Below are 22,135 nucleotides of genomic sequence, written 5' to 3' on the forward strand. Positions count from 1 at the left end.
CCATGCCGCATCAAAGCCTGACAAGCGCATTGGGTGAAAGAACTAATCTCCGGGGGGACTGACTTGCTGAGCGTGATAGCCGCCGTTTTCATCGTTGCATATGCTGCGATCGCGCTCGAACACCCGCTCGGCATCAACAAGAGCGCTTCGGCTCTTCTGGGAGCGGGCCTGCTCTGGACCATCTACGCGCTGTCCGTGGGCGACGCATCCCTTGTCAACCACCAGCTCGACGAATCCGTCTCCTCGACCGCCCAGATCGTCTTCTTCCTGATCGGCGCCATGACGATCGTCGAGGTGATCGACGCCCACAATGGCTTCGAGGTCATCACGTCCGTGATCCGCACCACGAAGCAGATCACGTTGATGTGGATCATCGGCTTCGTGACGTTCTTCCTGAGCGCGATCCTCGACAATCTCACGACAACCATCGTGATGATCTCACTGATCCAAAAGCTGATCGGCAACAAGAACGACCGCCTGCTCTTCGCCTCTCTCATCGTCATCGCGGCCAATGCGGGCGGTGCCTGGACCGTGATCGGCGACGTCACGACCACGATGCTCTGGATTGGAGGGCAGATCACGCCTGTCAGCATCATGAGAGCGGTGTTCCTGCCGTCCCTGCTCGATCTGCTGATCCCGCTGCTCATCATTGGCTACTCCGTCAAGGGGAAGGACATCGTCCCGCCGCCGCAGCGGCAAGCGCAGGCTCTCAAGGTCGAGGTGTTCGAGCGCAATCTGATGTTCTATCTCGGCCTCGGTACGCTGGTCGCCGTTCCTGTGTTCAAGGCCGTGACGCACCTCGCCCCCTTCATGGGGATCCTGTTCGGGCTGGGCATCCTCTGGCTGGTGGGCGAGATCGTTCACCGCCACAAGGACGAGGATGCGCGTCGCCCCCTCACCCTCGTCCATGCGCTGACGCGCATCGACATGAGCTCCATTGTGTTCTTCGTCGGCATTCTCATAGCCGTCGCGTGCCTGGAGCACGCCCACATCCTGGAGCTGCTGGCTAAATGGCTCGACACAACTGTCGGCCGTCTCGACATCATCGTCATCCTGCTCGGCCTGTTGAGCGCCATCATCGACAACGTGCCGCTCGTCGCGGCGACGATGGGCATGTACAATCTGGCGCAATATCCGCCCGACAGCTTCATCTGGGAATTCATCGCCTATTGTGCCGGCACCGGCGGCTCGATCCTGATCATCGGCTCGGCCGCAGGCGTCGCCGCGATGGGGCTCGAGAAGATCGAGTTCTTCTGGTACGCCCGCCGCATCGCGGGTCCCGCGCTCGTGGGCTACCTCGCGGGTGCACTGGTCTACATCGCGCAGCACTCGCTGCTGCATTGATCTGCCCGTCGTGACGCCCTCGCCAGTGCCGGTTCCCATCACGGAAGGCGTTTCTTAATCAGGCGTTAACGTAATTCTTTAGCTCCTTAAGGCACCTCTTAAGGATTTCTTGCCAGAGATAGACAATGCAGAAGGCCCGCGTCCGGCGTGGGCAGGAATCGTGTTGCTTGATGAGTAACCCCGCTGAAAAGCCTGAGGTTGTGCAGCTTCCGGCCGAGCCGGTGAGCGCTCCATCGGCGAGCAGCCGCAGGGCTGCGGCGCAGCGGGTACGCGAGGCCCGCGACAAGTTAACGTCGACCAGCGGAACCCGGCCGGCGTTCGACGCCGAGATGTTGCGTCAATATGCCCAGACGCGGCTGTCGGCTTCCTATGTGGTGATGCTGCTGGTGGTCGCCACCGGCGTGCTGTTCGGGCTCTGGTTGCAGCCGATCCCGGCGGCGGCCTGGACCGCGGGCATGCTCTGCATCCACAGTGCGATGATCCGCAGTTGCCGGCGGTTCCTGACAGAGCCCACCTCTCCGGCCGCGACGCGCGCATGGCGAACGCGTTTCGTCGTGCTCGACCTGCTCTATGGCCTGTGCTGGATGGCGATCTTGATCCACCCGGTGCTCGACATGGTCACGGAATCGCTGATGATGTTCCTGATGCTGCTGGTGATCGCAGTATCGAGCATGCTGGCCGCCAATCTGCCGATCGCTGCCCTTGCCGCCACCGCGCCGGTCGCTGTCGCAATGGCGCTGAGCTTCGTGATGACCGGCTCCCTGGACAACTACGTCCTGGCGGCACTCGCGCTGGCGGCCGAAGGCTATTTCGTCCTGCTGGCTCACCGCCTGCACTCCTCGACCTTCGCCACGCTTGAGGCGCGCGCCGAGAAGGACGCGCTGATCGGCGAACTCGAACAGGCCAAGGCCATCTCAGACGAAGCGCGCCACCGCGCCGAATCCGCCAACGTCGCCAAGTCGCGCTTCCTTGCGCAGATGAGTCACGAACTGCGCACGCCCCTGAACGCCATCCTCGGCTTCTCCGAGGTGATGAAGAGTGAGATTTTTGGCGCACACGCGGTGCCCGTCTACAAGGAGTACTCGGCGGACATCCATAATTCCGGCGTGCACCTGCTCAACCTCATCAACGAGATCCTCGATTTGTCGCGGATCGAAGCCGGCCGCTACGAGCTCAACGAGGAAGCCGTGTCGTTGGTCGGCATCGTCGCCGACTGCCATCATTTGATGAAGCTGCGCGCCTCGAGCCGTGGCATCACGATCCACGAAGTGTTCGAGCAGGCCATGCCGCGGCTCTGGGCCGACGAGCGCGCGATCCGCCAAGTCGTGCTCAACCTGCTCTCCAACTCGATCAAGTTTACGCCGCAGGGTGGCGAGATCTGGCTCAAGGCGGGGTGGACCGCTTCGGGCGGACAATATCTCTCGGTGAGGGATTCCGGCTCCGGAATCCCCGAGGACGAGATCCCGGTCGTGCTCGCCTCGTTCGGCCAGGGCTCCAACTCGATCAAGTCGGCCGAACAGGGCGCAGGCCTCGGCCTGCCCATCGCCAAGAATCTGATTGACCTGCATGGCGGCACGTTCACTCTGAAATCGAAGCTGCGCATCGGCACCGAGGTGATCGTCACCTTCCCTCCGGAGCGCGTGATGAGCGCGCTGGCGCCGCTGTCGGATGATTCTCCGCCGCTTCAGCCCGAGAGTTCGCTCATTCCGGACGAGAAGCGCCGGCCGCGCCACAAGCCGATCATGAGCGCAGGCACGGGCTCTTAACGAGATGCTTGCAGAAATGCCCGACGATCCCTCACAATATCCGCATGAGCAAAGAAACGCCGTGCGTCGCCGTCTGCATAATCGATCCCAAGACCAAGCTTTGCTTCGGCTGCGGCCGGACCTTGCCGGAGATCGCGCGCTGGCACGCCATGCACAGCGCGGAACGGCTGGCGGTCATGGCGCTGTTGCCGGCGCGCATGAATCAGGCAGGACTCGCGCCGATCGCAGTATTGCCGAAGCGTACCTGATCGGCACGAACGCCTCTGGAGGCGCGCAATGATCCGCGTCCTGCTCGTTCTCCTCATGCTCGCCGGCACCGCAGGCGCCGTCGTCGCCTATGGCGATCCCGATCAGATCGTGCGTGCCAGTCACAAGGTTTCCCACATCTTCCGGGCGCAGACCGCCGCCCCGGCCCCCGCCGTGCATATCCCGCGCGGCCAGGGTGGCGAATTTGCGCTGCGTGCGAAGATCAACGGCGTCACTGCGCCGATGGTCATCGATACAGGTGCAACTTCCGTGGTGCTGACCTGGGAAACCGCGAAAGCGATCGGGCTGCCGCTCGAGATGCTCGAATACGATGTCGACCTGGAGACCGCGGGCGGCCACACCAAGGCGGCACGGCTCACGCTAGACCGTCTCGCCGTCGGCAAGCTGGTCGAGAAGTCGGTGCCGGCCCTGGTCGTGCAACGCGGCCAGATGAAGACCAATCTGCTCGGCATGAGCTTCCTCGACCGCCTGGAAAGCTGGGGCGTGCGCGCGGACACGCTGATGCTGACAGGTTATCCGGAGCTCCAGAGCAGCCCCCGCCGCTCGCGGATCGCGGCCGACTAGACAACTCTACGCCGCCTCCGCTGGCACGCGTGCACCGACATGCGCGATCGCCTCGCGCAGCACGTCGAGACCGGCGCCCGGCTTCACCCCCTGCTCGGCAAGATGGCGGCGGAAGGCGCGCGCGCCGGGCACGGCGTGGAACGCGCCGACGAAATGTCGCGTAATCGCGTGCAGCCGGGTGCCGCGCGCGAGCTGCTCTTCGATATAGGGCATCATCGCCTCGAGCGCGTCCTGCATCGACGCGTGCGGCGCCGCGTCGCCGAAGATGTCGGTATCGACGCTGAGCAGCCGCCACGGCTCCTGATAGGCGGCGCGGCCGAGCATCGCACCGTCGACGTGGGCAAGATGCGCCTTGGCCTCCTCGATGCCTGGGATGCCGCCATTGATGATGACAGGCACAGCAGGCATCGCGCGCTTGAGCCGATAGACGCGATCATAATTGAGCGGCGGGATGTCGCGGTTCTCCTTTGGCGACAGGCCAGTGAGCCAGGCTTTGCGGGCATGCACGATCAGCGCATCGCAGCCGGACGCCGCCACCGCACGCGCGATCGTATCGAGCGCCACTTCAGGGTCCTGGTCGTCGATCCCGATACGGCACTTCACCGTGACGGGAACGGCGACCGCGCGCTTCATGGCCTCAACGCACCGCGCCACCAGTTCCGGCTCCGCCATCAGGCAGGCGCCGAAACGGCCGTCCTTGACGCGATCGGACGGGCAGCCGACATTGAGATTGATCTCGTCATAACCAAATCCTTCGCCGATCCGCGCGGCCAGCGCGAGGTCGTGCGGATCCGACCCGCCAAGCTGAAGCGCCACCGGATGCTCGCACGCGTCGTACCCAAGCAACCGCTCCCGGTTGCCATGGATAATGGCGCCGGTGGTCAGCATTTCCGTATAAAGCAGCGCCCGCCGCGTCAGATGACGGTGGAACACCCGGCAATGCCGGTCAGTCCAATCCATCATCGGAGCCACAGAAAAGCGATAGTGTTGCGATTTCAATGATTTACCTTATCATCTCAATAGGATGAAACACGAAAGTGTGCACTCCAAACTAGCCGAAATTGCACACGTTTGTACCCGTTTTGACCTCTCGGTGCACACGTAGCGCACACGAAATGGGGAGTGCACACGGCCATGGCCAGCTTCACTCAGTTGCCCTCCGGGAACTGGCGCGTCCAGGTCCGTCGCAAGAACCGCTATGTGTCAGAGACCTTCCGCCGTCGCAAGGACGGCGAGGATTGGGCGCTCGATATGGAGCGCAACATCGACCGCAGCGGGTCACCAAAGCCACGTGCCGCCGTCCAAGCCAAGACGTTCGGCGATATCATCGATCTGCACATCGAGGACATGCACGAGGTCGGCCGCCCTCCCCGCCGCTCCAAGGCAGCGGTGCTAGAGGCACTAAAGGACGCCTTAGGGACAGTAAAGTTGCCCAAGCTCAATCGCGAGCGCCTCATCGAATTTGGTCGTAAGCGCGCGAAGGAAGGCGCCGGCCCGGCGACGCTGGCAATCGATTTTTCCTTCATAAGAACCGTTACTACGCACGCTGCTGCCGTTCACGGCATTGAAGTCTCGGCCGAAGAGGTTCGATTAGCGCGATATGCGATGAAGCATTTGGGCCTTGTGGGGAAGTCCGAAGAGCGAGACCGACGTCCGACCGAAGACGAGCTCGGCGAACTCATTGAGTATTTTGAAACCAATCCTCGACAGGTCATCCCGATGGGTCGGATCGTTCGGTATGCGGTCGCGACAACAATGCGACAGGAGGAAATCTGCCGTCCGGATTGGCCAGACGTAGATATGAAGACGCGGGTACTCATCATCCGCGACCGCAAGGATCCGCGAGCGAAGGACGGCAACGATCAGAAAGTGCCGCTTCTCAATCTAACGGGCTTCGATGCGTGGGAGATCTTGCTCCAACAGCGCATCATCACGAGAGGTTGGGGTCGCGTATTTCCGTATAACCACCGCTCGGTGAGCGCGGCTTTCACGCGAGCCTGCGATGATTTGAAGATCGATGATCTGCATTTTCATGACTTGCGACACGAGGGGACTAGCCGTCTTTTTGAAGCAGGGCTCACAATTGAGAAAGTAGCGCTTGTGACCGGCCATAAGGATTGGCGGACGCTGCGGCGCTACACCAAGCTGAAGCCGGAAGAACTCCACAAGTTACAAACGGCGCCACAACCATCTTTGGAAGAGTTCATGCAAACGCTCGCCGCAAACTCATCTGCGACAAAGGCCCAGCAACAGGTCTAAACGACTACGTTCCGCGCGGAGACTGCGGCAATCCGTCCGCGCGTCGATCGAGGTTCCACACGTCAAAACGAACCCTGGGCTGCGATCTTAAGTTTGGAGAAGCGGTACGCCTGTCAGCTCCGTCAGTCGCGCGATGAGGTTATCCTGGAACGCGGGATCGGCCGCCTCGCGAGCCGGCTGCTTCTGGCGGAGATGATGCCAGTAACGACCACCGACCTTCGCGGCCGGATCATCGCTTACCGCGAGCCAAGTCTGGGTTTGCTGCCCGGTGTCAAGGTCAACCGGAGCTCCTGGGCCACCCATTTTCGTGCGCACCCAGCCGGGATCGACCGCATTGCCCAACACTCCTGGCCAGCGACGCGCCAGCGCGGAAGCGAGAGCGACGGCGTGCAGCTTGCTTTCGGCATATGCCTGTGCCGGGTCCCAAGCGCGCTTCGTCCAATCAAGGTCGTCCAGCAACCCTCACCTCCGCGATGCAGGCCACTGCTGAGGTAGACTAGGCGGCCGGGTCGTTCGATCAGCGCTGTCAAAAGGTAAGGAGCAAGCGTGTTGATCGCCAGCGTACTCGCATGGCCTTCTGGCGTGGAGCCGCGGCTCCGCTCTGCGTAGACGCCCGCGTTGTGAATAATTGCATCCATGCGGCCGATTGCATTTACTTGATCCGCGATGCTTCTGACGTCGCCGGCGCGGCGGAGATCGCCGATCGCAATTCCGGCTGCGCTTGACGCTAGTTCGCCGATGCCCGCCGCACGATCCTTAGACCGGACATGCAGCACCACGCGATGGCCGCCGTCGAGAAGCGACTCGGCCGCGGCCCGACCGAGTCCGTCGGCGCCGCCGGTAATAAATACGATGGCCATTAGGCCGACTTTCGTTGCGGCCGAGCCGCCGGCTTCTTCGCCGCTGCCTCCTTCAGCTTCTTCCCTTCGATTGGCATTAGCATCTCCTTCTGCCCGGCGGAGGCTTTCTTCGGCTTCTTGGCAGGCTTGGGACCCTTCGCCGGCGCGGCCTCCTTGCCAACGGATCGACGGAGAGCTTCCATGAGATCGACGACGTTCGTCGCCGCCGGCTTGGACTTCGGCGTGATCGGCTTGCCGGCGCGCTTCTGGTTGATGAGGTCGATCAGCGCGGTCTCGTAGTGATCCTCGAATTTCTCAGGTTCGAACCGCCCGGCCTTCTGGTTCACGATGTGCTTGGCGAGATCGAGCATGTCCTTGGTGACCTTCACGTCCTGGATCTCGTCGAAATACTCGGCCTCGCTACGCACCTCGTACGGATAGCGCAGCAGCGTGCCGACCAGACCTTTGTCCATCGGCTCGAGTGCGATGATGTGCTCGCGGTTGGTCAGCACCACCCGGCCGATGGCCACCTTGTTCATCTCGCGAATGGTCTCTCGGATCACGGCGAAGGCGTCGTGCCCGACCTTGCCGTCAGGGCGGATGTAGTAGGGTCGGATCAGATAGCGCGGATCGATGTCGCGCTTGTCGACGAACTCATCAATCTCAATGGTGCGTGTGGATTCCAGCGCGATCTCCTCTAGCTCCTCTTTCGTGACCTCGATGAACTGATCTTTCTCGAGCTGGTAGCCCTTGACGATGTCCTCGTTCGGCACCTCGTCGCCGGTGTCCGCATCGACCTTCAGGTACTTGATGCGATGGCCGGTCTGCCGGTTTAGCTGATTGAAGGAAATCTTCTCGCTCTCCGAGGTAGCGGGATAGAGCGCGACCGGGCAGGTCACCAGAGACAATCGCAGAAAGCCTTTCCAATTGGCGCGCGGTGCCATGTACGCAGAACTCCGGTCTTAGGGTACCTGACTCAAGACGGATGGGAGCACCGGGTTCCGACAACCCAGGAAGCCCGTTGCATGATTTCTACGGGAGGGGTATCGACTCTTTCGTTCCCGTTATGTTCTAATTGGGGTATGTCTGGACCACGAACAGCCGATCGCCGTGCCCGGCGATCCCCGAGGCCTTCGGTTGCTGCCTCTCCCCACACCATCCAGACGTACGCCTTCGCGCGAAGGGCGCCTCTCCGCGAGTACGGCTCAAACTGAGGGTGAGACGCGAAAAGGAGATCAAGGCCAATAGGAGCGGCGGTGCGAGCCGCCGCTCCTCCCACGACGAGAACCGCCAATGAGAGCGATCGATCGCCAGAGCAGATTGAAGCGAGCCAAAAAGCTGGGCCGGATGGCGTACGATATTCTCCGGTTCGAGCACATCTGTTGTGTCATCGGGATCGAGGATGAAGAAGCAGCTTCCGAGACGATCAGCGAGAGGTCTCAGGCTCTCTCGTTACGCTGTTCCGGCCCAAGGCGCCCCCGGACGAGTTCTCGCGAATTCAGGTGCGCCGCCTGGGCCTGACGGTTCTTGAGCTGCGGTTGGTGATGGTCGGAAACTTTCAGATGGCCGCTTATGAGCCTGACGACTGGGAGGAGCTGCTGGAGTGCGTCGCGACGGTGTTCTGAACTGCAGTCAGTTCTGTGATGGGTGCGTGTGGCCGAGCGCCGCTCGAGCGGCTCAGGCAGCAGGAGAGGTGGCAATCCAGCCGACCCAGATCAGGAGCACAACGAATATGGCTACGCCGATCGCGATGTATGATGGATCACCTCGCCTCACAGCCGCCACTCGCACGCCTAAAGTTGGACCTGCAACTCAGGCGCCCTTAAGATGTTCCGCGGTGAATAGGACGGGCGGCTCCCGCGCATCTTGGGATGGGTAAGCCGAAGCCGCCCTGACCGGAAACGGAGGCGAAGCCAAACCGGATGCGACAGACGATAGTCGGCACGGGCGAGGGGCCAATGTTCAATTTTGAACATTGCAGAGGCGATCTTCATGTAGATGGTTTCTGAACAGTGCTCCCCGTCTGCGACGTGGACGGCAGCTGGTGTTAACGCTCTTGCCGCTTTGCTGTTGTGCGTGAGCTCCGAGGCGGCATGCTGTGCACTTCCTTAAAGCCCGGAGGGAGACATGGGCGAACTCAGCTCGCGCACGCAGGCCAATATGGATGTTATCCTCGAGCAAGTGTGCCGAGAGCTTCCGAACGGCGGAGATCATGATAGCCGCAAGTTCATCGCAGAGCAGTTGATCCAGGCTGCGCAGGCAGGTCACGTTTCTCTCGGTGAACTGACCGCGGTTGCGCGTCGCGCAATGATCGAGCTGAAAAACCGCCCGATGTCGGCCTGACGCCACGACGCCGCTGGTCTATTCGCCTTCACGAACGAACTCCACTCCGATCCGGTTACCCATTGACCAGATCAAGCGGCACTCCCTGACCATGCGACTGCACTCGAGCACAGAGTAAACCGCGCTCTCATAAAGCGGCTGTCCGGCAGCTCGATAGCAGCGCCATAATCGGAGATGTTCCGCACCCGACAGCGAAGGCTTGATCCGTCACCTGAAATGTACGCAACCTCGTCGACTTCGCTGCGCTCCTGTCTGCGACGATCGGTTGTCATCACTTCACCAGCGTTTCGCCGCGTCGCGCTCTCTTCGAAACTCGACCGCGATTGATGAATTGAACGCCGGCGAACTCTCCGTTGACCCAGGAGAGCTCGCAGTGTCGGTAGGCTAATCCGATCGGCGACAGTACGAGGAAAAATTCCTTCTGGCCGATACCTGTCACCGCACCGTCAATCACTAGCTTTGCGCCAAATTCGCAAACATCATGAATTTTGGAGGCGCGCTGCCATGTGCCGTCGATCGCCATCAACCGCGCTTCGATTGGCCGTTCGAAGACGACGCGCCTGTCGGATCGTTGTTCCGCCTCACTCATGAACCACCCCGTGTGGCCTTCGGGCAGCCGCTCAGAGTAAGGCAAGAGCGTTGACGGTCTGTGAACGAACAGTTGGGCCGCTGCGAGCGCCCAACACGCGCGTCTGGGTAGCGCGCTATCGCTGACTGCCCGGCTCGGTTGATGCCTACGATGAGCCGCCGGCTCAACGCGCGAAGCTGACGGCGAAGCGGAAAACCCGCTTATGAGGCCCGCCCGCCCGGAGACTACGCTCCCGACCGCGCTTCGTCGCATGGCCGCCAGCATCAATCCTAGCACTGGGCGGGGCCGCCGGCCGAAGGGCCGGCGCCCCCTCGCCGCGAAGACGCCAGTACGCGAACAAGGGCGACTTCGCGACTGCATCCGGCATCGGCGCGCCCGCCGGCAAGCGCAATGAGATACGATCGTTAGTGTTACTTGGGTCGGTTAGTGGTGACTGGTCGCTTCGCTAATGACCTGCGCGAGGTGATCGCCTCCACCTTCTTCAGCGTCTGTGCAAACTCAGATTGGAGATGCTGTTCGTGCTTCGGGTCTGTAGGCTCCGAGAGGAATGCAACCTTCACGAGGAAGCGGTTCAGTAGCGATGCTATCGCAAGGTTTTCCGAGTGCTGTGAGCGCAGGACCGTGAGTTGCCGACGCATCTCGATAAGGTCAAGTTTTCCGCCGTCTGACTGCTGTTTCAAATACAATGGCCTGCAATCAAACGAAGCCGCCGCGTCGAATATAATGGCGCGACGGCTCCGCCATTGGGGACCCGGACCAAGGGCAATGTCCGGCCATAAGAAGCTAGCGCTCCGCAGCTTCGGTGCAATCAACCTCTGGAATTAAGCTTGATGTCGCGGTGGCGAGTTAATTCTGGAACCAGGAAGGAGGAGCATTCAACGTGGTCAGACCGCCAGGGCTCACGACGCACGCGCCTGGGCTCGTTCCCGCTCGACTTCCTCAGCGTCCTTGTCATCGATGTTCATAAGGGAGTTTTTGGCATCGCCGTGAACCTTCAGCAGCTCGTCGAGCTTCGCATGAATGGCTTGCGTGTCGCGGTGCTCGGCGCGCTGGATCACGAGGGTCATTCCCCAGGTCGCGAGAGTGGCAAGCGAATGCCACTCTAGGCCATTGCCGAAGGCGAACCAAAGCGCGGCATAAGCGAGAAACACCACGAACGCGGCTGGCCGCGAGGCCAGCACGCCTATGTTGGTCAACCAGCCTCGGATTTCCTTCAGCGCCATGACGATCAACGTGGCGCTGCTTTGGTCGGTTCCAGAAAGCTCTACAACTCGCGATCCATTGCGCAAAAGCGTCAAGGGCTCATTAAGCGCGCGCGGTTGTTCCACCTGCCTGGATGGGGGATCAGATCGGGCTCCAGACCGCCAACTGCCGGTTCGTAAGCCTCGAGGCGAAGGAATCGAGCGCCGCTTTTTCTTCAGCAAGCGCCGAATCTGGTATGGCTCGTCGTAGCCTGTGGTCGACCCGTCGGCGTTAAGAATATCAATGCCCAACAGATAAATCGTTCCATCCGTTAAAGTTGTCGATGGGACATTGCCACTGGCGTCGACATCCGGTCAGTCCCCGAAAAGGGGTGGTCGGCAAGTTGATAGATCTCAAACTCGCGCGTTCCATCCGCGTTGTCGATTTCACGGTGGATCACATTGGCCGTGGCATCGGTTGTTGTGTGATCGTGGTAACGCCGTTGGTGAACGTCGATGTGGTTGTGTTAGGCGCTCCGGTGCCGCGGGGAGTATGCTCGTGTGAGAACTGGTGATAGGCGATGCCAAGCACGTCCATTTCCACCCGGAAGTCACCAGCGCGATGGTTGGATCTTCTCATGTCGCTGATTTAACGCGATCAACGTAAGCGCAAGCACCGCTCCGACCACGTTCGAGGACGATGATCCAGTCTCGCTTCAAGAACCCATAAGCAATCCAGAGGATAGCCCGCTGGCGAGCGCGACCAGCATCTTCAGGGAAAGGTCCTCGGTCGAACCAGGCGCACGTGCTTTACGCACTTGCTGCAAGTAAGACAGAGACGTCAAACCCGCGGCGAGAACTCCCATGGCCTGAATGGCAGTTTCCACGCCGGTCAGTTCTCGTGATGAACCCGAACGACGATATCATCTGGAAAAAAGTCGGTGGTCGGGCCGGCACGTGATCGCCACAGGTCCTTTCCTCGAATCAATGATGGGATAACTAGTTCGCGCTCGGCAATGCTCGCCACAATGCACCGGGCCGCCATGGACCACGTCTTCAGTTGGGCCGTTCAGCGAAGTCATGCGCGGCCTGCCCAAAGCATCGAACAAGGGGGCGGGCCGACCAGTGCGCCTTGTTGCATTCAGCAAGCGATTTCTGGAACAGAAGGACCGGCCGCTGGTTGCTCCGATAGACAGGAGCCGTCGCCATGCAACGCTCGAAGCCACAACCCATCCGCAACAAGCTGGACCTGACGGATCGTACCCAGGTGCGCCACGTCAGAAAGCGACTACGCCTTTCTGACGCCGAACTGATCGCGATCGTCGGTCGGATCGGAAATTCCATTTCGGCGATCAGCAAGGAAGCGACGCTGCAGAAGGCCAGCGTGGCAACGCAGGCCGCCGATGCGCTTCCTGCCGCCGTGGTCGCCTGCGCGCCCGGCACGGAGCAAACAGCAACCGAGCCTTTGCCAACCGCGCCGGTTTCTTAAATAGATTCCTCTTGGGGGCGGACATGGATCAATCAGCGCGTTCGGATGAAGCCCTGACGCGGACGGCCTCGAGCCTGCGCCGCTCCCGGATCACAGAAGGCAGGCCGTTTCCGCTCGGCGCCACCTGGGATGGGCTCGGCGTCAACTTCGCGCTGTTTTCGGCTCACGCCACCAAGGTCGAGCTTTGCCTGTTCGATGACACCGGCGAAACCGAACTGGAGCGTATCGAACTTCCGGAATACACCGACGAAGTTTGGCACGGCTATCTTCCCTCCGCCCGTCCCGGCACCGTCTACGGCTACCGCGTCCACGGTCCTTATGAACCCGACGCGGGACACCGCTTCAATCCCAACAAGCTCGTGCTAGATCCTTATGCGAGACAATTGGTCGGCCAGTTGCGCTGGGGGTCTGAGCTGTTCGGCTACCAGCTCGACCATGCTGACAAAGATCTCTCCTACGACGAACGCGACAGCGCGTCGCTGATGCAGAAATGCCGCGTCATCGACCCCGCCTTTACCTGGGGCGTGGCGCGCAAGCCGGAAGTGCCGTGGGAGCGTACTATTATTTACGAAATGCACGTGAAGGGCTTTACGCAGACGCATCCACTGGTTCCTGAAGCAGACCGCGGCACATTCTCAGGGTTGGCGCACTTTGAAATTCCCTCTTATTTGCGCTCGCTTGGCATAACCAGCGCCGAGCTGTTGCCGATCCATGCTTTCGTCGATGACGGTTATCTGGTGGAGAAGGGCCTTCGCAACTATTGGGGGTACAATTCCATTGCCTTCTTTGCACCGGAGCCACGGTATCTCAAGGCGCCGCTCGCGAACGAATTCAAGACTATGGTTAACCAGTTCCATGCCCATGGCATCGAGGTCATTCTTGACGTCGTCTACAATCACACTGCGGAGGGGAACGAGCTCGGCCCGACCCTGTCATTCAAGGGCATCGACAATGCCAGCTATTACCGCCTGCTGCCGGACCAGAAGCGCTACTACATCAACGACACGGGCACCGGAAATACGGTGAACCTCTCGCACCAGCGCGTGCTCCAGCTGGTCGCCGATTCTTTGCGCTATTGGGCCAGCGAGATGCGGGTCGACGGCTTCCGTTTCGATCTAGCCACTATCCTGGCGCGGGAGCCCTATGGCTTTGACGAAGGCGGCGGCTTCCTCGATGCATGCCGCCAGGATCCTGTACTCTCCAGCGTCAAGCTGATCGCCGAGCCTTGGGACATCGGACCGGGCGGCTATCAGGTCGGCCAATTTCCGCCGGGATGGGCGGAGTGGAACGACAAATTCAGGGACACTGTGCGTGCCTTCTGGAAGGGCGATCCCGGCACGATTGCCGACTTTCCCAAGCGTATCTCAGGATCGGGCGATCTCTTCAACAAGCGCGGACGGCGGCCATGGGCCAGTGTGAATTTCGTGACGGCCCATGACGGCTTCAACCTCAACGATCTCGTCGCGTACAACGACAAGCACAACGAGGCGAATGGCGAGGAGAACCGCGACGGCCAGAGCAACAATCATTCCTGGAACTGCGGGGTCGAGGGTCCGACCGACGATCCCGCGATCACCGCGCTACGCGAGCGCCAGAAACGGAATCTGTTCGGGACGATGCTGCTCTCCCATGGTACACCCATGCTGCTCGGCGGCGACGAGTTCGGACATACCCAGAAGGGCAACAACAACGCCTACTCCCAGGACAACGAGACCACCTGGCTTGACTGGATGGGCATGACCGCTAACGGCCGCAACCTTCGCGAATTTGTGCGAAAGCTGATCGCTACACGCAAGGCATTTCCCATTCTCTACCGCAGCCGCTTCCTGGTCGGCTCTCACAACGAGGAGCTCGACGTGAACGACGTGACCTGGCTGTCTCCAACCGGCGAGGAGATGATGACGGACCAATGGGAGGACGGCAACGCCAAGTGCTTGGGGATGCTGCTTGACGGACGCGCCCAGGAGACCGGAATCAAACGCCGTGGCTCGGATGCGACCCTGCTACTGGTCTATAACGCGCACCATGACGTCGTAAACTTCATCTTGCCGGCCGTCGCCGACGGGCTCAGTTGGCTAGGCCTGATCGACACCAACCAGCCGGACGCGCGCATGGTCGAGTTCGAGTTCGGGCACGCTTACGCGGTGACCGGGCGATCCTTGTTGGTGTTTGGGCTTGCCAACGATAACCTCGCAACGCGCCGCCTGCGGCACGGTCTCGGCGCGCTGTTAGACATCGCTGACACGCCTCTATCTCGCTAGATTCATGAGCCTCGACACCGCCGCTCAGCGGTCCACCTCGCCGAACACGATGTCCAGCGATCCGAGGTCGCCGAGACGTCGGCGAGCAAGTGGCCCTTGCACAGGAAGTCCATCGCGCAGATGGGCAAATCCCGGCGACCGGATCTTGCACTTGTAGGCTTTGTTAGTCCCGTCCGAGACGAGGAACACGCCGAACTCACCTTTGAGTGCTTCGACTGCGACGTAGATCTCGCCGGCAGGAAGATGAAAACCTTATGCCCGAGAATCCCCATGCCGATGCCTGCACGAGCGCCACTCTGTCGATACCCACGTTGCCCGCCTTGAAGATCCGGTTGAGCGAGAGCAACGAGTCCAGGTCGTCGACGACACGCAGGAATGGATCGCACCAGGCCTCGCTGTCATCGATCAGCTTGGGCGGAAGGTCCTGATGCACGCCGCCTGGACGGAATCGTTTGTATGCATCCGGCTCCCGGAGGCACGCTCCTAGAACAGCATGAGTCTTTTGCGCCTAAGTGCCTGAGATTGCTGGCGCTCCCTAGGGCACTTTAAGTTCCGAGGCAAATCAAACACTTAGGGAAGGTGGGACAGAAAGCGTTTCTACAGTTTCTCGACACTCGAGGGAAGCTCATCGCTCCTTTGCGAGCTTCTTTCGATATTCAAGCGCAGGAAGCCCACCCCAGCCCCAGTTGTCCGTATCGACTTCGTCAATGATCACGAATGTTGACTCAAGCGGCTTCTTCAGCACATCGAACAGCAGCTCGCTCGCGCCCTTGATCAGCGCGGCCTTTTCGGTCGCGGAGACGGACTGGACGCCAGTCGTAGTGCCCTCACGCGTAACCTGTATCGTCACAATCGGCATGGTCATATCCTTTCCCTAGAGCAATTTGACGTCGCGATAGGTGCGCGTTAGTGGCCAGCGCTTTGCCCGCCATCGACGTGCAGGATCTCGCCAGTGACGAAGGCTGCGTTCTCCAGATAGAGCACCGCATCGACCACGTCGCTCGCCTCTCCCATTCTCCCGACTGGATGTAGTTTTGAGAGAAACGCGTGCGTTTCCACTGGGTGCATCGGAGTCTTAATGATGCCCGGCGAAACGGCATTGACCCGGATGCCTCGCGACGCGTACTCGATGGCAAGCGACCTGGTTGCGGCATTCAGTCCGCCTTTAGTCATCGCCGCGAGCGCTGACGGAACGCTGCTGTTGGGATGATCGACCAGACTGGTCGTGATCTGCACAACATGTCCCGAGCCCCGCTTCAGCATCTCGGAAGCGACGCGCTTCGTGAGGCGGAAGAACCCGCCCAGGTTGATCGCAACAATCGAGGCGTAGTCATTTTCGCTGTAGTCGACGAACGGCTTGGCGATGAAGATCCCCGCGTTGTTGACCAGAGTGTCAATGTGACCGAAGCGATCAAGACCCTGGCGGACGATGCGCTCCGCCGTCTCGGGGGCGGCGATGTCGCCGGCGACGTTTAGAACCTCCGGATCCGACGACGGCTTGATCGAGCGCGAGTTGGCGATAATGCGGTAGTTGCGATCGCGAAATCCCTTGACGAGATCCGCGCCGATGCCTTGCGTCGCACCGGTGACGATAGCGACCTTCTGTTCAGTGCTCATAGTTAGCTCCGTTAGGTTGCGTCAAGTTGGTCTGGTATTGTCTGTGTTCATCCTCGATCAGTACGGCGGCGCCTTGCGTTGCCGCTGCGCCTTGCCGGCTTCGACCCACCACATCAGATCGTTGGCGAAGCGCGGGAACGCCTGCTCCAGCGCGGCGCCGGCTTCGCCCGTGGCTTCACCTTCAGCCGACAGTGCCTGCCCGATTGGACCGACAGCAACCGTGCTTGAGATCACCACCATCCCCATCTCGGAGAGGGTGCCGTGCCACGCAGTTCCGGCGCGTGCGCCTGACAAACGGCCGGCCGAGTAGCTGACGATGGCGGCCGGCCGCCAGAACCATTCCTCCAGGAAATGGTCGGTCAGGTTCTTCAGTCCAGGCTGAACGCCCCAATTGTATTCGCCGGTGACGAAGACAAACCCGTCAGCGGCGCGAATCTTTTGCGCCAGTTGCTCGAGAGCCGCCGGGGCTTCGCCCTTCGGATACTCTTTGTACATACGGTCGAGCATCGGTAGGTTGATCGTCTTGGCGTCGATCAGCTCGACATCGTCGCCGCGGCGCCGCAACCGCTCGACGACGAATTCGGCCAAGCGAATACCCATTCGGTCCGATCTATAGGAGCCATAGAAAACGAGAATTCGATTATTCATCGCATTCACCCAGCGGCCGAAATTGAGAGAGCGTGCGGTTCGCCGGCCGCCGGCGAACCGCAGCTAATGATGGAGACGCCGTCGCAGTTATTGCGGCAGGGGCTTGCCGGCCTGCTCGTTGACGATGTACTCGGCGTACCAGTCGGGCCAGTTGACATCGTGCTCACCGGTTCGCTTCTCGTGTTCGCCATGCGCTGCCGCAGCGCGGCGGAGCGCAGCCGCAACATCGGACATCGAGGCGAAGGTCGTGTCGCCTTCCACGCGTCCGGGAAGGCGCGTCGTCACCTCCTGCAGCAGCCAGCCGTTACCGTCCGGATCATTGAATGAGGCCAGGGTAAAATAGCTGCGGCGTTCGGGATCCGGGCCGCTGACCCGGACGCTTCCGAATAGGTGCGGCTCGTCGGCGCCGCGGTAAACGTCACCGCCGCCGTGAAACGTTTCACTGACCTTCACACCGCGCCTGAGTAATTCCTCGCGTGCCGCTTCGATATCGGACACGATCAAGTAAAGTCCCTTTGCGGAGCCGGGCGCCGCGCCGGTGACCTCCGTGCCGAAGATGACGGAAGCTGCGGAACCGGGTGGCGTGAATTGGACGATGCGGAAGCCGTTCTCGAAGGCGAAATCGGCGTCTAGGCGCCAGCCAAGGCCTGCGTAGAACTGCTTGGAGCGCTCCACATCGGAAACAGGGATGACGATTAGCTCGAGCTTCATGTCCGCCGCACGGACCTTGGCGGGATTGACAGTGACAGTCATGGTTCTCTCCTTGATGTTGCAGTGGCAGATTCCACGCACGCTATCGGGCCCCAGCGCGCATGTGAGTTGAGCTGGCCGCTTCTGACTCGAAGACGACCGCGGGACCGAATTGCACGAGAATGAGAAGAAGGCTCGCACCCAGCACTATAAAGGCGAGCAGCTTGCGCACCTTCATCATCCCGTGTGCAGCGGTGCCGAAGAATCCCGGCGGCCATGCCTGATCTCGGTTGACATCTTCTTGCTCCCGCTCGTTGTTGGCAGACACGCTGCTCTCCTGTTCGGTCGCATACTGCACCCCGACCCAGCGTGTTGGCTCGTTAACCGTTGTTAGACGTTGTCAGCAGGAATTCGCCCCGTCAGAGGCCGGCGTCAGAGCGCGGTGACAACGAGAACGTCGGGGGCGTCTCGGACTGCACAGAGACCACCGCTTAACCAACTGGACTCACGAGTCTTTGCTGCCCGTCAGGACTGCCCAACAGCGTTTAACATCACCTAACGGGCCATTTGCCGCCATTTGCGCCAGTGTTTGCGGGCAACCAAGGAGTGCACCATGACCCGTCTGGAAAGAACGCTTACCGCACAACGCATCCGCCTCGAGCGTCGCCTGCCCTCTTACTGGCGGGTCACGTTCGACCATCCGCCGCTGAACATCTTCGGCCCGGAAAGCATCCCACAGCTGAATGCGATCATCGCGGCTCTGGAAACCGATGAGCAGGTGAAGGTCGTTGTGTTCGACAGCGCCGTCGAGGGGTTCTTCCTGACCCATTACGACTTCCTCGCGCCCCTCGAGGACTCGACGAGCATTCCGCCCGGACCGACCGGCCTGCAAGCTCTTCCGGATATGCTGGTGCGGCTCAACCGCGCGCCGGTGGTCTCGATCGCCTCGATCCGTGGGCGGGCCACCGGCGTCGGCAGCGAGCTCGCGCTGGCGAGCGACATGCGTTTCGCGAGCCGCGAATAGACCATTCTTTCCCAATGGGAGGTCGGTGCCGGCCTCGTGCCCGGTGGCGGGCCGATGGCGCGATTGCCTCGCCTGGTCGGGCGCGGACGCGCGCTGGAGATCCTGCTCAGCGCGGATGACGTTAGCGGCGACCTCGCCGAGCGTTACGGATATGTCAACCGCTCGCTTCCTGACGCCGAACTCGACAGCTTCGTCGATGCCCTGGCGATGCGGATCGCCTCGTTCGACAAGGATGCGATTGCCGAGACGAAGCGCCTTGTCGACAAGGCAAGCTTGCCTGCTGACGCGGACATCGCACCAGAGTGGGACGCCTTTATTGCCTCGCTCGGACGGCCTGCCACCCAGGCCAGGATCAAGGCGCTGATCGCGCGCGGCTTCCATCGCCCCGGCGATGTCGAGAACCGCCTCGGGCACTACGTCGGCCAGCTCGGCAGCTGAAACGCTACGGCTCGATGAAGAAGCGGGCGCGCCATGTGCGCGCTCATCTGGCAACTCAAATGGAGATCACCTATGGCCATCACCATTCAAGTCAATGGATCAGCACGCAGCGCCGATGTGGATGGCGAGACACCCTTGCTCTGGGTACTGCGAGATGTCCTCGGCATGACCGGCACGAAATTCGGCTGCGGCGCGGCGCTTTGCGGTGCCTGCACCGTTCACATTGACGGGGTCGCCACGCGGTCCTGCATCACGCCGGTCGACAGCATCGGCAACTCGCAGGTCACGACGATCGAAGCTGTCGGCAAGATTGATGCCGGCGCAAAGATTCAAAAGGCGTGGCTCGAGCATGAGGTCGTGCAATGCGGCTACTGCCAGTCGGGACAGATCATGTCCGCTACTGCGCTCCTGACGAGCAATCCACATCCGACCGATACCGACATCGATGACGCCATGAGCGGCAATATCTGCCGTTGCGGCACCTACGTCCGCATCCGCGAGGCCATCAAGCTCGCCGCGCAATCGACAGCAAAGGGAGGTTGAACCATGACCCCCGATCGTACCGGTAAGACCCACACCGTGTTCTCGCGCCGGGGCTTCCTGGCCACGGCCGGAGCAGCGGGCGGCGGCTTGATGCTGAGCCTGAGCCTGCCTTTCGGCAGAAGCGACGCTGCCGCCAGCGACTTCGCTCCGAACGCGTTCATTCGCATTCAGCGTGACGGCCAGGTCGTTCTGACGATGCCCTATGTGGAGATGGGTCAAGGCACCTACACCTCTATTCCCATGCTGATTGCCGAAGAGCTCGAGGTGAACCTCAAGCAGGTGCGCCTGGAGCACGCACCACCCAACGAAAAGCTCTACGCCAATCCGTTGCTCGGTGTGCAGGCAACCGGTAATTCGAATGCAATACGCGGTGCATGGAAGCCGTTGCGCGAAGCGGGAGCCACCGCAAGGACCATGCTCATCGCCGCGGCAGCCGGCCGCTGGGGTGTCGATCCGAAGTCCTGCAGCGCGCAAGACGGTGAGGTGATTCACTCCCCGACAAAGCGCCACCTGAAATATGGCGAGATCGCAGCTGACGCAGCGAAGGTCCCCGTGCCGACCAGTGTCATGCTCAAGACGTCCGAAGCATTCAAGCTGATCGGCACTCCGGCCAAGCGTCTCGACGCAGCGGGAAAGGTCAACGGAACGGGCGTCTACGGCATCGACGCAAGACCGGACGGGGTCAAGTTTGCGACGCTGGCGCAATCGCCGACGTTCGGCGGCCGACTGAAGACTGTGGACGATGCGGCAGCCATGGCAGCCAAGGGCGTGCGCCAAATCGTGAGGCTCGACGACGCGGTTGCGGTCATAGCCGACCACATGGGAGCCGCCAAGAAAGGGCTGGAGGCGCTCAAGATTGAATGGGACGATGGTCCCCACGCCGGGCTCACGACTGAAGCGGTTGCGCGCGAGCTTGAGCAGGCGACGCTTGGTGCAGGCGCGGTCGCGCAGAATATCGGCGACTCGGAGGCCGCCCTGGCGGGCGCCGCGACCAGGATCGAGGCGAAGTACCAACTCCCGTTTCTGGCTCATGCCACGATGGAGCCGATGAATTGCACGGTTCATGTCAGCAAGGATGGATGTGAAATCTGGGTTGGTAGCCAGGCGGTCGCGCGTGTGCAAGCCGCCGCGGCGAAGACTGCCGGCCTGCCGCTCGAAAAAGTCATCGTTCACAATCATCTGATCGGTGGTGGCTTCGGCCGCCGGCTGGAGGCCGATGGCGTGATTCGTGCCGTTCAGATCGCGCAACAGGTGGATGGGCCTGTGAAGGTGGTTTGGACGCGCGAGGAAGACATCCAGCACGACATGTATCGGCCCTACTGGTTCGACCGGATCACCGCCGGGCTCGATCATCAAGGTAGGCCGGTAGCTTGGCGCCACCGCTTCGCAGGCTCCTCTGTGATTGCGCGCTGGTTACCTCCTGCCTTCCGGAATGGCCTCGATCCCGACTCGACTGAAGGCGCGATCGATCTCGTCTATGGGGTACCGAGCCTTCACGTCGAGTATGTCAGGGTAGAGCCGCCTGGCATTCCGACCGCGTTCTGGCGCAGTGTCGGTCCGTCGCATACGGTGTTCGTGGTCGAAAGCTTCATGGACGAGCTAGCAGCGGCGGCAAAACAGGATCCGGTCGCCTACCGCAAGGCTCTCCTAGACAAGTCTCCGCGCGCCAGGGCGGTGCTCGATCTCGCTGCCGAAAAGGCGGGCTGGGGACGGCCCTTACCTAAGGGAATGGGCCGCGGCGTCTCGGTGCAATCCGCCTTCGGTACCTACCTGGCGCAAGTTGCCGAAGTCGAGGTCTCGAAGGATGGAGCTGTGCGCGTACGGCGAGTCGTATGTGCCGTTGATTGCGGCACCGTCATCAACCCCGACACCATCGAGGCTCAGATCCAAGGCGGAATCGTCTTTGGCGCCACAGCCACGCTCTACGGCGAGGTCACGCTGAAGAACGGACGTGTCGAACAGACGAACTTCGACACTTATCAGATGCTGCGCATGAACGAAGCCCCAGCGGTCGAAGTTCATATCGTCAACAGCTCGGAGCCACCAGGAGGCGTGGGCGAGGCCGGCACCTCAGCGATCGTGCCGGCGATCAGCAATGCCATCTTCGCAGCAACCGGCAAGCGTCTGCGGAAAATGCCCGTTGATCGCGGTTTGCTGAAGCAACCAGGTTGAGGTGTGTTTCGGCATGGAATAAGGACCCCGTTTTCGGGGTGATCGGCATCCAATCGGGACCCCGGGATAAGGGTCCACAGTGGCTTCCATCGAGTCATGGA

At 61.2% G+C, this 22,135-nt stretch carries 20 protein-coding genes and 3 pseudogenes; 12 read left to right on the forward strand and 11 right to left on the reverse strand.

The window, feature by feature from the left end; translation table 11 throughout:
- Nucleotides 1-63: 63 nt before the first annotated feature.
- From nhaD to IVB12_RS03795, 4 genes are all read left to right on the forward strand, one after another.
- On the forward strand, nucleotides 64-1,344 hold the full coding sequence (gene nhaD, locus IVB12_RS03780) for a sodium:proton antiporter NhaD (RefSeq protein WP_247295777.1): 1,281 nt from the start codon (nucleotides 64-66) through the stop codon (nucleotides 1,342-1,344).
- Nucleotides 1,345-1,514: 170 nt separating this feature from the next.
- Nucleotides 1,515-3,110, forward strand: coding sequence for an ATP-binding protein (locus IVB12_RS03785; protein ID WP_247295779.1), 1,596 nt, complete (start codon nucleotides 1,515-1,517; stop codon nucleotides 3,108-3,110).
- 44 nt (nucleotides 3,111-3,154) lie between these two features.
- A complete protein-coding gene (locus tag IVB12_RS03790) occupies nucleotides 3,155-3,358 on the forward strand; it encodes a DUF1289 domain-containing protein (RefSeq protein WP_247295781.1) in 204 nt (67 codons plus the stop codon).
- Between the two features lie 28 nt (nucleotides 3,359-3,386).
- Nucleotides 3,387-3,941, forward strand: a complete 555-nt coding sequence (locus IVB12_RS03795; protein ID WP_247295783.1) for a TIGR02281 family clan AA aspartic protease — start codon at nucleotides 3,387-3,389, stop codon at nucleotides 3,939-3,941.
- Between the two features lie 6 nt (nucleotides 3,942-3,947).
- On the opposite strand, the gene dusA is transcribed toward IVB12_RS03795, so the two are convergent.
- Complete coding sequence (gene dusA, locus IVB12_RS03800) at nucleotides 3,948-4,940, reverse strand: tRNA dihydrouridine(20/20a) synthase DusA (RefSeq protein ID WP_256467089.1); 993 nt, start codon at nucleotides 4,938-4,940, stop codon at nucleotides 3,948-3,950.
- 135 nt (nucleotides 4,941-5,075) lie between these two features.
- Here dusA and IVB12_RS03805 point away from each other — a divergent pair, with 135 nt between their 5' ends.
- Nucleotides 5,076-6,200 (forward strand): site-specific integrase, encoded by a 1,125-nt coding sequence (locus tag IVB12_RS03805; RefSeq protein ID WP_247295787.1) that lies wholly within the window; start codon nucleotides 5,076-5,078, stop codon nucleotides 6,198-6,200.
- Between the two features lie 87 nt (nucleotides 6,201-6,287).
- Here the strand turns inward: IVB12_RS03805 and IVB12_RS03810 are convergent.
- Together IVB12_RS03810 and IVB12_RS03815 are read right to left on the reverse strand one after the other, a co-directional pair.
- Nucleotides 6,288-7,060: pseudogene (locus tag IVB12_RS03810) on the reverse strand (SDR family NAD(P)-dependent oxidoreductase).
- Nucleotides 7,060-7,983, reverse strand: coding sequence for a Ku protein (locus IVB12_RS03815; protein WP_247295789.1), 924 nt, complete (start codon nucleotides 7,981-7,983; stop codon nucleotides 7,060-7,062). The pseudogene IVB12_RS03810 and the gene IVB12_RS03815 overlap by 1 nt, the downstream one beginning before the upstream one ends.
- 558 nt (nucleotides 7,984-8,541) lie before the next feature.
- Here IVB12_RS03815 and IVB12_RS38075 point away from each other — a divergent pair.
- Both IVB12_RS38075 and IVB12_RS03820 read left to right on the forward strand, forming a co-directional pair.
- Entirely contained in the window at nucleotides 8,542-8,664 is a 123-nt protein-coding gene (locus tag IVB12_RS38075; RefSeq protein ID WP_256467090.1) for a hypothetical protein, read from the forward strand.
- 502 nt (nucleotides 8,665-9,166) lie between these two features.
- The gene (locus IVB12_RS03820; protein ID WP_247295791.1) at nucleotides 9,167-9,382 is read left to right on the forward strand and encodes a hypothetical protein; all 216 of its coding nucleotides are present in this window, start codon (nucleotides 9,167-9,169) and stop codon (nucleotides 9,380-9,382) included.
- Between the two features lie 271 nt (nucleotides 9,383-9,653).
- On the opposite strand, the gene IVB12_RS03830 is transcribed toward IVB12_RS03820, so the two are convergent.
- Entirely contained in the window at nucleotides 9,654-9,971 is a 318-nt protein-coding gene (locus tag IVB12_RS03830) for a PilZ domain-containing protein (protein WP_247295795.1), read from the reverse strand.
- 899 nt (nucleotides 9,972-10,870) lie between these two features.
- A complete protein-coding gene (locus IVB12_RS38310) occupies nucleotides 10,871-11,464 on the reverse strand; it encodes a low affinity iron permease family protein (protein ID WP_346658479.1) in 594 nt (197 codons plus the stop codon).
- An 895-nt stretch (nucleotides 11,465-12,359) separates the two neighbouring features.
- Here IVB12_RS38310 and IVB12_RS03840 point away from each other — a divergent pair.
- On the forward strand, nucleotides 12,360-12,641 hold the full coding sequence (locus IVB12_RS03840) for a DUF3606 domain-containing protein (protein WP_247295797.1): 282 nt from the start codon (nucleotides 12,360-12,362) through the stop codon (nucleotides 12,639-12,641).
- Nucleotides 12,642-12,664: 23 nt separating this feature from the next.
- A complete protein-coding gene (gene glgX / locus IVB12_RS03845; RefSeq protein ID WP_247295799.1) occupies nucleotides 12,665-14,902 on the forward strand; it encodes a glycogen debranching protein GlgX in 2,238 nt (745 codons plus the stop codon).
- Nucleotides 14,903-14,926: 24 nt separating this feature from the next.
- Here glgX and IVB12_RS03850 read toward each other — a convergent pair.
- The 6 genes and pseudogenes from IVB12_RS03850 to IVB12_RS03875 all read right to left on the reverse strand — a co-directional run.
- A pseudogene (locus IVB12_RS03850) lies at nucleotides 14,927-15,409 on the reverse strand (hypothetical protein); the annotation flags it as partial.
- Nucleotides 15,410-15,527: 118 nt separating this feature from the next.
- Complete coding sequence (locus IVB12_RS03855) at nucleotides 15,528-15,761, reverse strand: 4-oxalocrotonate tautomerase family protein (RefSeq protein WP_247295820.1); 234 nt, start codon at nucleotides 15,759-15,761, stop codon at nucleotides 15,528-15,530.
- A 47-nt stretch (nucleotides 15,762-15,808) separates the two neighbouring features.
- Entirely contained in the window at nucleotides 15,809-16,519 is a 711-nt protein-coding gene (locus tag IVB12_RS03860; protein WP_247295802.1) for an SDR family oxidoreductase, read from the reverse strand.
- A 57-nt stretch (nucleotides 16,520-16,576) separates the two neighbouring features.
- Nucleotides 16,577-17,167: an NAD(P)H-dependent oxidoreductase gene (locus IVB12_RS03865; RefSeq protein ID WP_247295822.1), complete on the reverse strand. Its 591-nt coding sequence runs from the start codon at nucleotides 17,165-17,167 to the stop codon at nucleotides 16,577-16,579.
- Between the two features lie 87 nt (nucleotides 17,168-17,254).
- Nucleotides 17,255-17,920, reverse strand: coding sequence for a VOC family protein (locus tag IVB12_RS03870; RefSeq protein WP_247295804.1), 666 nt, complete (start codon nucleotides 17,918-17,920; stop codon nucleotides 17,255-17,257).
- 40 nt (nucleotides 17,921-17,960) lie between these two features.
- The gene (locus tag IVB12_RS03875) at nucleotides 17,961-18,185 is read right to left on the reverse strand and encodes a hypothetical protein (protein ID WP_247295806.1); all 225 of its coding nucleotides are present in this window, start codon (nucleotides 18,183-18,185) and stop codon (nucleotides 17,961-17,963) included.
- A 285-nt stretch (nucleotides 18,186-18,470) separates the two neighbouring features.
- Here IVB12_RS03875 and IVB12_RS03880 point away from each other — a divergent pair.
- From IVB12_RS03880 to IVB12_RS03890, 3 genes and pseudogenes are all read left to right on the forward strand, one after another.
- A pseudogene (locus IVB12_RS03880) lies at nucleotides 18,471-19,319 on the forward strand (enoyl-CoA hydratase/isomerase family protein).
- A gap of 72 nt (nucleotides 19,320-19,391) precedes the next feature.
- The gene (locus IVB12_RS03885) at nucleotides 19,392-19,862 is read left to right on the forward strand and encodes a (2Fe-2S)-binding protein (protein ID WP_247295823.1); all 471 of its coding nucleotides are present in this window, start codon (nucleotides 19,392-19,394) and stop codon (nucleotides 19,860-19,862) included.
- 3 nt (nucleotides 19,863-19,865) lie between these two features.
- Nucleotides 19,866-22,034 carry a xanthine dehydrogenase family protein molybdopterin-binding subunit gene (locus IVB12_RS03890; RefSeq protein ID WP_247295807.1) on the forward strand — a complete coding sequence of 723 codons (2,169 nt, stop codon included), beginning with the start codon at nucleotides 19,866-19,868 and terminating at the stop codon, nucleotides 22,032-22,034.
- The last annotated feature ends 101 nt before the right edge of the window (nucleotides 22,035-22,135 follow it).

Source organism: Bradyrhizobium sp. 179, assembly GCF_023073535.1.
Lineage (GTDB): Bacteria > Pseudomonadota > Alphaproteobacteria > Rhizobiales > Xanthobacteraceae > Bradyrhizobium.

Coding starts and splice junctions, on each gene's coding strand:
- IVB12_RS03785 (WP_247295779.1), top strand. CDS start 1,515: ATGAGTAACCCCGCTGAAAAGCCTGAGGTTGTGCAGCTTCCGGCCGAG.
- IVB12_RS03790 (WP_247295781.1), top strand. CDS start 3,155: ATGAGCAAAGAAACGCCGTGCGTCGCCGTCTGCATAATCGATCCCAAG.
- IVB12_RS03795 (WP_247295783.1), top strand. CDS start 3,387: ATGATCCGCGTCCTGCTCGTTCTCCTCATGCTCGCCGGCACCGCAGGC.
- IVB12_RS03805 (WP_247295787.1), top strand. CDS start 5,076: ATGGCCAGCTTCACTCAGTTGCCCTCCGGGAACTGGCGCGTCCAGGTC.
- IVB12_RS03815 (WP_247295789.1), bottom strand. CDS start 7,983: ATGGCACCGCGCGCCAATTGGAAAGGCTTTCTGCGATTGTCTCTGGTG.
- IVB12_RS03820 (WP_247295791.1), top strand. CDS start 9,167: ATGGGCGAACTCAGCTCGCGCACGCAGGCCAATATGGATGTTATCCTC.
- IVB12_RS03830 (WP_247295795.1), bottom strand. CDS start 9,971: ATGAGTGAGGCGGAACAACGATCCGACAGGCGCGTCGTCTTCGAACGG.
- IVB12_RS03840 (WP_247295797.1), top strand. CDS start 12,360: ATGCAACGCTCGAAGCCACAACCCATCCGCAACAAGCTGGACCTGACG.
- glgX (WP_247295799.1), top strand. CDS start 12,665: ATGGATCAATCAGCGCGTTCGGATGAAGCCCTGACGCGGACGGCCTCG.
- IVB12_RS03855 (WP_247295820.1), bottom strand. CDS start 15,761: ATGCCGATTGTGACGATACAGGTTACGCGTGAGGGCACTACGACTGGC.
- IVB12_RS03860 (WP_247295802.1), bottom strand. CDS start 16,519: ATGAGCACTGAACAGAAGGTCGCTATCGTCACCGGTGCGACGCAAGGC.
- IVB12_RS03865 (WP_247295822.1), bottom strand. CDS start 17,167: ATGAATAATCGAATTCTCGTTTTCTATGGCTCCTATAGATCGGACCGA.
- IVB12_RS03870 (WP_247295804.1), bottom strand. CDS start 17,920: ATGACTGTCACTGTCAATCCCGCCAAGGTCCGTGCGGCGGACATGAAG.
- IVB12_RS03885 (WP_247295823.1), top strand. CDS start 19,392: ATGGCCATCACCATTCAAGTCAATGGATCAGCACGCAGCGCCGATGTG.
- IVB12_RS03890 (WP_247295807.1), top strand. CDS start 19,866: ATGACCCCCGATCGTACCGGTAAGACCCACACCGTGTTCTCGCGCCGG.